We start from the raw sequence: 11,530 nt of genomic DNA, 5'->3' as shown, positions 1-11,530 counted from the left end.
ACATGAGCGGATTTTCATTATGGCTCAAGGCACCTAATGCCTTAATTAGAAGCCGGATATACGGAAGCAGTCGTACCTAGGTTCGTTTGAAGAGCGTATCACTGGCAAAACGGGGGGAGTCCATATACGGATGCAATCCGGAAGCGATTATCAAGCGCCAGACTTCCCCCGGAGTTCATCCGGGCTACAAAAAAATGCTGCTCACTTGGCTTAAGTGAACAGCATTGCCGCACAGGCGGGGCTTCTTTCGATTCAGCTCTCCGTTCAGCGCAACTCGCTAAACGCCAACTTGATGCCCAACGCCACCAATACCGCGCCCATCAGTCGATCGAACCAGTGCCCCATCCTGGCAAACCCGTTGCGAACGCGCTGCTGACTGAACAACATCGCCACCAGGCAGAACCACAGTGCCGTTGCCAGCGCCAGGTAGACGCCATAGCCGGCCTGTACGGTGAGCGGGGTGTGCGGATTGATCACCACGGTAAACAGCGACAGGAAGAACAGGGTTGCCTTGGGATTCAAACCATTGGTAACAAACCCGGTGGTGAAGGCTGCACGCGCTGAACGCTGAGTCTGTTCCGCGCTTGGCTCGACGCGGGCAGCGTCAGCCGGCTTGGCGCGCAACGCTTTGATCCCGATGTAAAGCAGGTAAGCGGCCGCCAGCCATTTCAGGGCGTTGAACAGGACGATCGACTGCGAAACGATCAGGCCGATACCGAGCAGCGAATAAGCCACATGCACGAAGATCCCAATACCCACGCCCAGCGCGGTGAAAATACCGGCACGCCGGCCGAAGGCCACGCTTTCGCGCACTACAATGGCAAAATCCGGCCCGGGGCTGGCCACGGCCAGCAAGTGAATCAGGGCAACGGTGAAAAACTCCGTCCAGTACATGACAGCTCCGCAACAGGCATAGGGGTCTGATAGGCTATTTACCTTACGCCCCGCGCCAACAGCAGAAAAGGTACAGCTGATGAGTAATAGCAGCCACGCAGTCTTCCTTGACCACAGCACGCTCGACCTTGGCGATCTCGACTTGTCGCCGTTGCAGCAGCTATTCGGTGAGCTGACCCTGTACTCGCTGAGCAGCCCCGAACACGTGATCGAACGCCTGCAGGGTGTGCAGGTGGCGATCAGCAACAAAGTCCCGCTGGATGCCAAGATCTTTGCCGCCTGCCCCGAGCTGAAACTGGTATTGATCGCCGCCACCGGCACCAACAATATCGACCTGACCGCCGCGCGCGAGCATGGGGTACTGGTCTGCAATTGCCAGGGCTACGGCACGCCTTCGGTGGCACAGCACACCCTGATGTTGCTGCTCGCCCTGGCAACTCGCCTACCCGACTATCAAGGCGTGGTACGTGACGGTCACTGGCAACGCGCGCAACAGTTCTGCCTGCTGGACTTCCCCATCGTCGAACTGGAAGGTAAGACCCTCGGCCTGCTAGGCCACGGCGAATTGGGCGGCGCGGTGGCGCGACTGGCTGAAGCTTTTGGTATGCGTGTATTGCTTGGCCAGTTACCAGGGCGCCCTCCTCGGCAAGACCGCCTGCCACTGGACGAGTTGCTGCCGCAGGTCGATGCCCTGACCCTGCATTGCCCGCTCAACGCCGCCACCCAAAACCTGATCGGCGAATACCAACTGAGCCTGATGAAACCCGGCGCCTTCCTGATCAATACCGCACGCGGCGGCTTGGTGGACGAACAGGCATTGGCCGACGCCCTGCGCCGCGGGCATCTGGGCGGCGCAGCCACCGATGTGCTGACCCAGGAACCACCAACAGATGGCAACCCGCTACTCGCCGCCGACATCCCACGCCTGATCGTCACCCCGCACAGCGCCTGGGGCAGCCGCGAAGCGCGGCAGCGCATCGTGATTCAGATGACAGAGAACGCCCAGGCGTTCTTCGATGGTAGCGCGCGCAGACTGGTGAACTAGCCGCCAAGAGGCAAATGGCTAGCTGCGCGGGGCCATCTGCTCGGCATCAGCGCAGTCCCGTCCCTCTCAAGCCCCGGCCAGATTTGCTATTCTTCGCGCTTTTCTCAGGAGCCACCCCATGGACCCGCGAAGCGAAGTGCTGCTGCGCCAGGCAGAACTGTTCGGCGGCCCACTGCTGCTTGCCGGCCTGCCGGCCGATGACCTGCTCGGCCAGCTGCCGCAAGCCCAGGGCTGGAGCTGGCATGCCGGCGACCAGGCGCTACTGGATAGCCGCTTTAGCGGACGCAGCCACTTTGGCGTTACGCCCCCCACAGGCGAGTTCGTCGCCGCAGTGCTGTTCCTGCCGAAATCACGCGAACTGACCGACTACCTGCTGAGCGCCCTCGCCGCACAACTGGCCGGACGCCCGCTATTTCTAGTCGGCGAGAAGCGCGCCGGCATCGAACGCGCCGCCAAGCAACTGGCCGTATTCGGCAGAGCGCGCAAACTCGACAGCGCGCGGCATTGCCAGCTGTGGCAAGTCACCGTGGAAAACGCCCCAGCCACCCCGAATCTCGACACTCTGGCGCGCCACTACAGCCTGCCTCTGAGTGACGGCCCGCTGACGGTTGTAAGCTTGCCTGGCGTATTCAGCCATGGTCGCCTGGACATCGGCAGCGCTCTGCTCTTGGAGCATCTGGACCAGCTGCCGACAGGCCACCTGCTCGACTTCGGCTGCGGCGCCGGCGTGCTCGGCGCGGCGCTGAAGCGCCGTTATCCAGAGAGCCAGATCACGTTGCTGGATGTCGATGCTTTCGCGGTGGCCAGCAGCCGCCTGACCCTGGCAGCCAACGGCCTAGAGGCAGACGTCATAAGTGGTGACGGGATTGCCGCCGCGCCCCTGGGCCTGGCCGCAATCCTCAGTAACCCGCCGTTCCATCAGGGCGTACACACCCACTACCAGGCCACGGAAAACCTGTTGCGCCATGCCGCCGAGCACCTCGAACGGCACGGCCAACTGCGCCTGGTAGCCAACAGCTTTCTCAAATACCCACCGCTGATTGAGCAATACCTCGGCCCCTGCCATACCCTGGCCCAAGCCAAGGGCTTTCGCATCTACCGCGCGAGCAAGCCATAGCGACCCGATAAAAACGCAGGCTTGCCCAATCCGCCCAGGTTGGGCAGAATGCGCCCCGTCCTAGGGGAGTAGTCTCCCGCGAGCGCTAGCTCGCCCGGCACGCGTCAACATACTTGGCCAACAGGCCATGGTGCGTGCGACCCAAAGCCTAGCAATACGGGCTTGCGCAATGTTGCAACAACCAGCCACTGGCTGACGACATTGCGCACAGGGTTTGACAAGACCTATGACACGCACACCTTACCCGGGGCGGGAAGGCTGTACGTGTCATAGCCATGTCGACCCGCCCTTGTTAGGAAGCCTGATGCTCGAATCCCTGCTCGTACCTACCCTGATCGTCGCCCTGGCCGAAATCGGCGACAAGACCCAACTGCTCGCCTTGCTGCTGGCGGCGCGCTTTCGCAAGCCCTGGCCGATCATCTGGGGCATCGTAATCGCCACCCTGGCCAACCACTTCCTGGCCGGCGCCGTCGGCAACTGGGCAGCCGGCCTGTTTTCCCCGGTGACCCTGAGCTGGATGCTCGCCGCCTCCTTTGTCGCAGTAGCGCTATGGACCCTGGTTCCCGACAAGCTGGATGACGATGAAAGCTCCAGTTTCAAGCGCTACGGCCCATTCCTGACCACCCTGATCGCCTTCTTCATCGCCGAGATGGGTGACAAAACCCAGGTTGCCACGGTCATGCTGGCCGCGCAGTACCCGCACTTCATCCTTGTCGTAATCGGCACCACCCTGGGCATGCTGGTGGCCAACGTCCCCGTCGTACTGATTGGTAATTTTGCCGCCGATCGCCTGCCCTTGACCTTGATCCGCCGCCTGGCCGCTGCCGCCTTCCTCGCCTTGGCGGCTTATGCCACCTACCAGGCTCTGCAGCTCGGCGGACACTTATGGTACTGATTTGACGCCGTTCTTCTGGCGTTACAGTCGACTTTCTGGCTAACCTTGCGGCCGATAAGGTGCGCAGCCTCTTGCGCACCTTGCCCAACGAACCGGGAGTGGAACATGTCAGTGGATGATCGAAAGAAGTTGGTCTGCCAGCATATCGACCTGTCGTGGAACAAAGGCTGCCTGGCGCTGGCCGAGCAGCTGCACAGCAAGGATTTCCTCTACAAAAGCTCGTTTGTCGGCCAGCAACTAGGCAGCACCGCGTTCTCCCAACTGGTTCAGGACATCCGCAATGCCATGCCTGACTTGCAGGTAGTTGTCGAAGAGTGCATTGCCGAAGGCAATAAGGTGGTTACCTGGAGCACCCTGATCGGCACCATCGAGAAGCCGGCCCTCGGCTACCCGCCGAGCGACAAGGTATTGAGCATCGCTGCGATGGCCTTCTGGACACTGACCCCAAGTAACGAGATCCAGGAAATCTGCACCATGTTCGACATGGAAAGCTTCCGCGCCCAACTGGGCCTGGATACCCGCTCCTTCGCAGAAAAATCCCTACCGTAGGGCATACCTGCAGGAATAGAGGCGCGCGCCTACTCCGGGCGCGCCCCTGACGGCGCTGTTAGCGCCCTTTGGCCTGCTCATAGAGTGGCATGACTTTCGGGATAGCCGCCTGCAAGGCTGCGATCCGGTTGTTCGACGACGGGTGCGTGCTCATGAACTCTGGCGGAGCACCATTACCGGCCTGAGCCATTTTCTGCCACAGGCTGACTGCCGCATTCGGGTTGTAGCCGCCACGAGCGGCCAGCTCCAGCCCAAGCAGGTCAGCCTCATTTTCGTTACCACGACTGTTCGGCAGGGTCAGGCTGTACTGCACCACAGTATCGGCCATGGCCATCCCCGTCTCGCCGAGACCGAGTAGCGCGCCTGCACCCTGCTTGGCCAGCGATACGCCATAGGCTTTGGACATAGCTTCGCGGCTGTGCTCGCGCAAGGCGTGAGCCATTTCATGGCCCATGATCGCGGCGATTTCATCATCGCTCAGTTGCAGTTTCTCGATCAGTCCGCTGTAGAAGATGATCTTGCCGCCCGGCCCGCAACTGGCGTTCAGCTCAGGGCTCTTGATCAGGTTGACCTCCCACTGCCACTGCGCGGCATCGGGACGGAAAATCGACGCCTGCCTGATCAGGCGACCGGCGATGACTTGCAATCGCTTGGCATTGGCACTGCTCTTATCCAGCACACCCTTGCTCGACGCCTCTTTCAGCGTTTGCTGATACGACGCCGCATACATCTGATTGATCTCCTGGGTCGAGAGCATGCTGAACATGTACTGCTTGCGCTCGACACCCACCGCGCCAGCGCTGGTCGTGTTCACAACTTGGCACCCGGCCAGCAGCAAGGCCGCGGCCAGCGCGGTAAAGGACAACGTCTGGTTCATGCCGAGTCTCCATTTTAATAAGCACGATATGCTAGGCCCGCTGCCGCGCGCGAGCAACCAACAATAGCGGGCGAGAGTAAGCGAGAAGCCTACGGCCAATGCAGCACTAAAGGGCCGGCATCGATATAAAGCACGGCAACAGCGTCAAACCAGTGCCACCGCGCCGGTCACAATACGGCAGTTAAATGCTACGAGCCCAGGCGCATCGCCATTGGTGCCCCACGCCACAAAAACGACCACCGAATACATATACGCGCCAAGCTTTTGTGAGTCCCGAGACAACGCGGCATAGTGCGCAGCTGTTTTTGCATTTTTCGGCTAAGGATTTCTCTGCAGCCTGCCGATAGCTTGGCGCAGGCACTCATTGTTCGACGGAGTTACCATGAAACTAAAGTCCATCCAGTTCTCCGTTGCGACCCTGGCAGGCGCGAGCGTGCTCGCGGTAGTCGTTGCCCTGGTGCTCTACACACTCTTCGCCGGCAGCAGAAGCCAGGCACTGGTGCAGGAGCGCACCCAAGCCTTGCTCGAGCGGGTAATCGAGCAACGCCTGTCGGCTCTTGCACAGGCCCAGGTGCTGCAAATCCAGAGAGAACTAGAAGGCCCACTGCAGATCACCACGGACCTGGCCCGGGTCAATGCCCAACTCGGCATGCTCGATGTGGATGGCACTCCGCAGCTTTCAAGCAGCCGTGAAGAGCTGTCCAACCTGGTACGCGCGACCACCGAACAAAACCCCAAACTACTCGGCAGCTACATCGGCTGGGAACCCAATGCCTTCGATGGCAATGACGACATCTATGCCGGGCCAAAAGACAATGGCTATGACGGCAGCGGCCGTTTTCTGCCCTGGTGGTACCGCAACACTGACGGCAGCATAGCGATCGATGCCATCGGCACCATGGAAAGCCAAACCCTGCTACCCACTGGCGTGCGCGAAGGTGAGTACTACCTGTGCCCGAAAGAACGCAAACGCCCCTGCGTGATCGACCCCGCACCCTATGAAGTCGGCGGCGAGACGGTGATGCTGGCATCCTTCACCTCGCCAATTCTGGTTAACGGCGAGTTTCGCGGCATCGCCGGGGCTGACCTGTCGATGAACTTCATCCAGGAGCTATTGCTCAAAGCCGACCAGCAACTCTACGACGGCGCCGGCGAGCTGGCCTTGATCGCCAGCAACGGCAGCCTGGTAGCCTCAACCCAACTGCCGGATAAACTCGGCAGCCCGGCCAGCGCACTGCTCGACGCCAACGAACTGAACAACCTGCGGAACCTCCAGGCCGGGCAGATAAAATACGATACCGACATCCAGGCCAACCCTGCCGACAGCCATATCGAGCTGTTCCTGAGCTTCAATATCGGCGACACCGACACCCGCTGGACGTTCATGCTGGTGTTACCGCTGGACACAGTAATGGCTGAACTGCAAACACTGCAGAGCGACCTGGCCGCGCAACGCGACGCCGATACTTTGGGTATGGGGCTGGTCGGTTTGCTGGTTGCAGGCCTCGGCCTGCTGGTCGTGTGGTTCGTCGGTTTCGGCATCGCCCGACCGCTAAAACAGATGGTGGCCATGCTCGATGACATCGCCCAGGGTGAAGGCGACCTGACTCGGCGCCTGGCGACCGACCGGGTCGATGAACTCGGCTCGATCGCCAAAGGTTTCAACACCTTCCTCGGCAAGCTGCAAGCAATGATCAGCCAGGTAGTGAGTTCGGTAGAGAAAGTCAGCGACTCCTCGGAGCACACCGCAGACATCGCTATCCGCACCAACCAGGGCGTGCAGAGACAACAAGCTGAAATAGAACAGGTGGCAACCGCGGTACATCAAATGACCGCGACTGCGCAGGACGTGGCACGCAATGCTACCCATGCAGCTGAGGCCGCCAGGCATGCCGACCAGGCAGCCAACCAGGGCAAGCAAATCGTACAGCACAGCGCCGATTCGATTACCGCACTGGCGAGCGAAATCAGCCGGGCAGTCACAGTGGTGCAATCGCTGGCCAAGGACAGCGAAAACATCAACGCAATCCTGGTGGCTATTCGCGGAATCGCCGAACAAACCAACCTGCTCGCCCTGAATGCCGCCATCGAAGCAGCACGAGCCGGCGAACAAGGCCGCGGCTTTGCCGTGGTAGCCGACGAAGTTCGCAACCTGGCGCAGAAAACCCAGCAAGCCACTGAAGAAATCCAAAAGATGATTCAGCAGCTACAGGGTCGCACCAAGGAAGTGGTCATGGTGATGGAAGACAGCCAGCAAAAAACCGACATCAGCGTGCAGCAGGCCAGCGAGGCGGCCAAGGCTCTGGAAGCGATCACCCAGGCGGTAGCGGTGATCAACGACATGAACACGCAAATCGCCAGTGCCGCTGAAGAGCAAAGCGCGGTGGCCGAAGACATCAATCGCAATGTCACCAACATCGGTCAAGTCGCCAACGAAGTTGCCAGCGGTGCCGACGAAGCCAGCCAGGCCAGCGCCGAGCTGACCAAACTGGCCGAGCAACAGCGCCGGCTGATCAATCAGTTCAAGGTTTGATCATCACTGCCGCAGCCTGACGCCAGCTATCCCGGCGTCAGGCACTCCGGGGCATTCAGTTTGGGGTCATTGACCAGATTGGCCAGAACCCGCTCACGCAACTGCGGCTGCGGCCTGGCCAATAGCGCTTTGAGTTCATCTTGCGGCGTGTCTGCCGCCAGCCAAAGCGCCTGGGCAGCGGCATCAAGAATCAGTGGGCGACGCTGATTGGCAGCGGCTTGAGTCACCACTGCCACACTGAGATAGACACACCCCTCAACCGGATAGGCCTCCCACAGCGCAGCAAAGTAAAGCGGGCTGTCTTCGCTGGTCAGCCAATACGGCCGCTTGCGTGCTGCACCGCGCCATTCGTAAAAGCCATTGGCCGGCAATAACCCGCGACGCAAACGAAAAGCGTCGCGGAACATCGGCTGTTCGACCAGGGTTTCTGCCCGCGCCTGAGCTGGGGTTTTCGACAGATCCTTCAGCCATGGCGGCGTCAGCCCCCAACGGGCGCGCACCAGCTGGCGCTCACCTTCGACAGCACGCAGCAACAAAACCTGGGCACCAGGTGAAACATTCCACTGCGGCTGCTGATCCGCAGGAAAACCAGGTAAGGCCGCGAAGACTGGCGACCAACGGAACAGGGCATAACGTCCACACATGGGGCAACTCGATAACAGATGGGCAGCAGGCCAGACAAGCCGACTGCAGGATGGGCCAAGACGAAAAAGACCAGCAAACGACTTGCCGGGAGCCTGCGCATCAATGGCAAGCCTGCGCGCAAGCCGAGGAACGAAGCCCAACCAGATCAACTCGGCTGACTTCGCACAGCTGAACCGGCACAGTTTGGTCTAGCAGAAGGTCACATTCACCGGCAGCCCGCTAGCAGAGCAGCACACCTTGGAAGTTCTCTGGTTCATCATTGGCAAGCGGTTGCGCGTCATTGTACGTGGCGATCAACTGCTGCGCGCGCGCGGCCTGAACATCGTCGACCAGCAGACCGAGCAAACCGCAGGGCGGCAGCTCACCGACCGCCCCCGTCAAATGCTGACCGGTCAGATGGGCATTGATCCCTTCGCTGGCCAGCATACCCTGCAGCAACTCACCCTCCAGCAAATCCTGCGGCTCGTAGATGCGCTGCATCAGTCGTTTTCTCCACGCACATCGAGCGTCCAGTCAGTGCCGTCGGTGTGCAGATCAAAGACAATGGGACAACAGCATACCTGGCAGTCCTCAATGTACTGTTGGTCGCCGGCAGAGAGGTCGAGCAAGGCTTCGACCGACTCGCCACAGTACGGGCATTGATAAACCTGACTTTCCAGCATCGCTGTCTCCATGTGACTTGTAGGTATAATGGCTGATCTACCGCTGGCCCGCGTGCGGGACCACCCTCCTCCATATTCTGCTAACCACAGCTAACCACGACAAGAGAGCATGATGGGCGAATTCGATGCCATCCGACCTTACGCCGATTCCGAAGTCCCCACTGTTCTGACGCGCTTGCTGGCAGATGACGCGTTTCTCGACATTCTCACCCAGTATCGCTTCCCGCGCGTGGCCGGAGCACTGGGCTGGCTGCTTAAACCACTTATAGCCTATCGACTGCGCCTTGAGTTCAGTCAGGTTGCCTCGGTGGCCGCACTGCAAGAAAAAGTCGAAGTGTATGTCGACCAAAGTATCGAGCGCGCCACCGATGGCGTGACCTATTCCGGCGTCGAACAACTCAAGACCGGCAGCGCCTATCTGTTTATAGCCAACCACCGCGACATCGTCATGGACCCGGCCTTTGTCAATTACGCGGTATACCACGCCGGCCTGCCGACTCCGCGCATTGCGATTGGCGATAACCTGCTGCAAAAGCCGTTCGTCAGCGACCTGATGCGCCTGAACAAAAGCTTTATCGTGCATCGTTCACTCAGCGGACGCCGAGAAAAACTCGCGGCCTATCAACTGCTTTCAGCCTACATCAATCACTCGATCCGCACCGACTGCGAGTCTATCTGGATCGCCCAGGCCGAAGGTCGCGCCAAGGATGGCAACGACCGCACTGACTCGGCGATCCTCAAGATGTTCCACATGAGCCGCAAGAGCGAACCCTTTTCCGAGGTGATCGCGGCGCTGAAACTGACCCCGGTATCGATCAGCTATGAGTACGATCCCTGCGACCAAGCCAAGGCACGCGAGCTGTTCATCCGCGCCAGCACCGGCAGTTACAGCAAAGCACCGGGCGAAGACGACCAGAGCATCGCCCTCGGCATTACCGGCTATAAAGGCCGCGTACATATTCACTTCAGCACACCCGTGAGCCGCTGCCTGGAAGACAGCAAGCAGCTTGCAGCCGAGATGGACAGACAGATACTCAGCGGCTACCGGCTATTCCCGGTGCATTACCTGGCCTATGCCATGTGGAGTGCACGCGATCCGGCACTCGAGGTGCCAAGCGCAGCGCAGCTGTTTCCTGCCGAGGAACTGGCGCGCGCCGAAGCCGAGTGGAACAAGCGCCTGGCCCGCTGCCCGGCTGAACAACAGCCATATCTGGTGCTGCAATATGCCAATCCGGTGCGCAACCAATACCGTGTGAAAGCCGGCTTAGCGCTTTAGGAATGCCAGACGCAGTAACAAAAACGGCAGCTCATGAGCTGCCGTTTTTATTGCCTGAATCCATTATTACCGCCGCGTGGCAAGTCAGAACTGGGTGCTACCCCAGGACAGCGCAAGCGACCCCGCCAGGCTGACAAAACCGAAACGATAGAAAAAACGGTTAAGTCGGTGGGTCGGGCCGTCGAACATGTACATCTCCTCAGCCATATCCTTGGCATCGCCGCCCGCGATCAAGCGCGTCACTGCACGCTGCTCACGCACGCGAGTGGCCAGCAGCAACCAGCCAGCAGCCGAGCCGAAGAACAGGGCAAGGGTATTCAACGACTGCGCGGGATAGGCAAGGAAAACAGACCAGAGCGCCTGCAACGACATCAGTAATCTCCACGAGAATTTGGCGCACAGACCAGACTGATGCACCGTGAAAAGGTAAGTACTGGCGCAAAGCAGTTGCGCTGATTATGCGCAAGCCTGGGAACTCGACTTCCCGGGGATAGACACAGAACGCACAGGCACTTCATAGCCCCGCGCCCCACAAAGCGATGCGCAGCACTGGGGGAAGTTTACTGGAGTCGGTCTTTTAGACGTTTCGTTTCCGACGAACGAAAGAACCGTCCCAAAATCGTCTGAGAACCTTCACATTCCTGGCCTAGACTTTGAGTTCTATTCAGCTACGTTACCGCCATAGCAGTACGGGAGCGTATTCACTCTGCCCCAGGAGAACTGCCATGCTCACCCCACAACCACTTGATCGAGATTACCTGATCGATTCGATCGACGAGGTAGAGGAAGTCATCAACGAGCTGTCCTTCAACGTTCAGGACCACCACTGGTTGGTCTATTGCAGCCTTGGCGGTCATGAGCACTATGACCTGCCAGACATCGACCAGCACACCGGCTTCAGTCTGCCGGAGTTTTATGCCGAAGCGGCTTGAAACCCTAAAAAGCCAAGCCCGAGCCCTGCACTCAAGAAAAATGCCGCTCACCCTTACGGGAAAGCGGCATTTTTTCTGACTCGCAAGCGAATCGGCTCACTACCG

Annotated in this window: 13 protein-coding genes, 1 pseudogene and 1 riboswitch; of the genes and pseudogenes, 8 read left to right on the top strand and 6 right to left on the bottom strand. The window is 59.7% G+C overall.

The genetic code is table 11. The annotated features are described in order from the left end of the window. Positions 1-264 precede the first annotated feature (264 nt). Positions 265-894 carry a LysE family translocator gene (locus Q8K09_RS11895; protein ID WP_305255184.1) on the bottom strand — a complete coding sequence of 210 codons (630 nt, stop codon included), beginning with the start codon at positions 892-894 and terminating at the stop codon, positions 265-267. Positions 895-973: 79 nt separating this feature from the next. Here Q8K09_RS11895 and Q8K09_RS11890 point away from each other — a divergent pair, with 79 nt between their 5' ends. The 4 genes from Q8K09_RS11890 (at position 974) to Q8K09_RS11875 (ending at position 4,500) form a co-directional block, all read left to right on the top strand. Then, complete coding sequence (locus tag Q8K09_RS11890; protein WP_305255183.1) at positions 974-1,939, top strand: 2-hydroxyacid dehydrogenase; 966 nt, start codon at positions 974-976, stop codon at positions 1,937-1,939. A gap of 118 nt (positions 1,940-2,057) precedes the next feature. Beyond that, positions 2,058-3,056 carry a class I SAM-dependent methyltransferase gene (locus tag Q8K09_RS11885; RefSeq protein ID WP_305255182.1) on the top strand — a complete coding sequence of 333 codons (999 nt, stop codon included), beginning with the start codon at positions 2,058-2,060 and terminating at the stop codon, positions 3,054-3,056. A 51-nt stretch (positions 3,057-3,107) separates the two neighbouring features. Then, a riboswitch (yybP-ykoY riboswitch) is annotated at positions 3,108-3,271 on the top strand. Between the two features lie 89 nt (positions 3,272-3,360). Next, positions 3,361-3,951, top strand: a complete 591-nt coding sequence (locus tag Q8K09_RS11880; RefSeq protein WP_305255181.1) for a TMEM165/GDT1 family protein — start codon at positions 3,361-3,363, stop codon at positions 3,949-3,951. A gap of 105 nt (positions 3,952-4,056) precedes the next feature. Then, on the top strand, positions 4,057-4,500 hold the full coding sequence (locus Q8K09_RS11875; RefSeq protein ID WP_305255180.1) for a ketosteroid isomerase-related protein: 444 nt from the start codon (positions 4,057-4,059) through the stop codon (positions 4,498-4,500). Between the two features lie 58 nt (positions 4,501-4,558). Here the strand turns inward: Q8K09_RS11875 and Q8K09_RS11870 are convergent, their stop codons facing one another. Continuing rightward, complete coding sequence (locus tag Q8K09_RS11870; RefSeq protein WP_305255179.1) at positions 4,559-5,377, bottom strand: M48 family metallopeptidase; 819 nt, start codon at positions 5,375-5,377, stop codon at positions 4,559-4,561. Positions 5,378-5,759: 382 nt separating this feature from the next. Here Q8K09_RS11870 and Q8K09_RS21295 point away from each other — a divergent pair. Both Q8K09_RS21295 and Q8K09_RS21290 read left to right on the top strand, forming a co-directional pair. Next, a pseudogene (locus Q8K09_RS21295) lies at positions 5,760-7,055 on the top strand (HAMP domain-containing protein); the annotation flags it as partial. A 12-nt stretch (positions 7,056-7,067) separates the two neighbouring features. Continuing rightward, the gene (locus Q8K09_RS21290) at positions 7,068-7,910 is read left to right on the top strand and encodes a methyl-accepting chemotaxis protein (protein WP_370869516.1); all 843 of its coding nucleotides are present in this window, start codon (positions 7,068-7,070) and stop codon (positions 7,908-7,910) included. Positions 7,911-7,936: 26 nt separating this feature from the next. Here the strand turns inward: Q8K09_RS21290 and Q8K09_RS11860 are convergent, their stop codons facing one another. The 3 genes from Q8K09_RS11860 to Q8K09_RS11850 all read right to left on the bottom strand — a co-directional run bounded on the left by Q8K09_RS11860 (position 7,937) and on the right by Q8K09_RS11850 (position 9,217). Further along, on the bottom strand, positions 7,937-8,554 hold the full coding sequence (locus Q8K09_RS11860) for an SOS response-associated peptidase (RefSeq protein WP_305255177.1): 618 nt from the start codon (positions 8,552-8,554) through the stop codon (positions 7,937-7,939). A gap of 220 nt (positions 8,555-8,774) precedes the next feature. Next, complete coding sequence (locus Q8K09_RS11855) at positions 8,775-9,035, bottom strand: putative signal transducing protein (RefSeq protein WP_305255176.1); 261 nt, start codon at positions 9,033-9,035, stop codon at positions 8,775-8,777. Then, a complete protein-coding gene (locus Q8K09_RS11850) occupies positions 9,035-9,217 on the bottom strand; it encodes a CPXCG motif-containing cysteine-rich protein (RefSeq protein WP_305255175.1) in 183 nt (60 codons plus the stop codon). The genes Q8K09_RS11855 and Q8K09_RS11850 overlap by 1 nt, the downstream gene beginning before the upstream one ends. Positions 9,218-9,326: 109 nt before the next feature. Between Q8K09_RS11850 and Q8K09_RS11845 the strand changes: the two genes are divergently transcribed. Continuing rightward, a complete protein-coding gene (locus Q8K09_RS11845; RefSeq protein ID WP_305255174.1) occupies positions 9,327-10,493 on the top strand; it encodes a 1-acyl-sn-glycerol-3-phosphate acyltransferase in 1,167 nt (388 codons plus the stop codon). Positions 10,494-10,577: 84 nt separating this feature from the next. On the opposite strand, the gene Q8K09_RS11840 is transcribed toward Q8K09_RS11845, so the two are convergent. Continuing rightward, on the bottom strand, positions 10,578-10,865 hold the full coding sequence (locus Q8K09_RS11840; RefSeq protein ID WP_305255173.1) for a hypothetical protein: 288 nt from the start codon (positions 10,863-10,865) through the stop codon (positions 10,578-10,580). Positions 10,866-11,218: 353 nt separating this feature from the next. Here Q8K09_RS11840 and Q8K09_RS11835 point away from each other — a divergent pair, with 353 nt between their 5' ends. After that, positions 11,219-11,425 carry a hypothetical protein gene (locus Q8K09_RS11835; protein WP_305255172.1) on the top strand — a complete coding sequence of 69 codons (207 nt, stop codon included), beginning with the start codon at positions 11,219-11,221 and terminating at the stop codon, positions 11,423-11,425. The last annotated feature ends 105 nt before the right edge of the window (positions 11,426-11,530 follow it).

It is taken from the genome of Pseudomonas sp., assembly GCF_030683065.1.
Classification (GTDB): Bacteria; Pseudomonadota; Gammaproteobacteria; order Pseudomonadales; family Pseudomonadaceae; genus Aquipseudomonas.
The sequence above is the reverse complement of the archived record's forward strand: the minus strand, read 5'-3'. Positions and strand labels throughout refer to the sequence as shown.

Bases quoted from the DNA above. Each gene is read 5' to 3' on its own strand.
- Q8K09_RS11840 (WP_305255173.1), bottom strand. From the start codon at position 10,865: ATGTCGTTGCAGGCGCTCTGGTCTGTTTTCCTTGCCTATCCCGCGCAG.
- Q8K09_RS11850 (WP_305255175.1), bottom strand. From the start codon at position 9,217: ATGCTGGAAAGTCAGGTTTATCAATGCCCGTACTGTGGCGAGTCGGTC.
- Q8K09_RS11880 (WP_305255181.1), top strand. From the start codon at position 3,361: ATGCTCGAATCCCTGCTCGTACCTACCCTGATCGTCGCCCTGGCCGAA.
- Q8K09_RS11870 (WP_305255179.1), bottom strand. From the start codon at position 5,377: ATGAACCAGACGTTGTCCTTTACCGCGCTGGCCGCGGCCTTGCTGCTG.
- Q8K09_RS11885 (WP_305255182.1), top strand. From the start codon at position 2,058: ATGGACCCGCGAAGCGAAGTGCTGCTGCGCCAGGCAGAACTGTTCGGC.
- Q8K09_RS21290 (WP_370869516.1), top strand. From the start codon at position 7,068: ATGATCAGCCAGGTAGTGAGTTCGGTAGAGAAAGTCAGCGACTCCTCG.
- Q8K09_RS11895 (WP_305255184.1), bottom strand. From the start codon at position 894: ATGTACTGGACGGAGTTTTTCACCGTTGCCCTGATTCACTTGCTGGCC.
- Q8K09_RS11845 (WP_305255174.1), top strand. From the start codon at position 9,327: ATGATGGGCGAATTCGATGCCATCCGACCTTACGCCGATTCCGAAGTC.
- Q8K09_RS11860 (WP_305255177.1), bottom strand. From the start codon at position 8,554: ATGTGTGGACGTTATGCCCTGTTCCGTTGGTCGCCAGTCTTCGCGGCC.
- Q8K09_RS11835 (WP_305255172.1), top strand. From the start codon at position 11,219: ATGCTCACCCCACAACCACTTGATCGAGATTACCTGATCGATTCGATC.
- Q8K09_RS11890 (WP_305255183.1), top strand. From the start codon at position 974: ATGAGTAATAGCAGCCACGCAGTCTTCCTTGACCACAGCACGCTCGAC.
- Q8K09_RS11875 (WP_305255180.1), top strand. From the start codon at position 4,057: ATGTCAGTGGATGATCGAAAGAAGTTGGTCTGCCAGCATATCGACCTG.
- Q8K09_RS11855 (WP_305255176.1), bottom strand. From the start codon at position 9,035: ATGCAGCGCATCTACGAGCCGCAGGATTTGCTGGAGGGTGAGTTGCTG.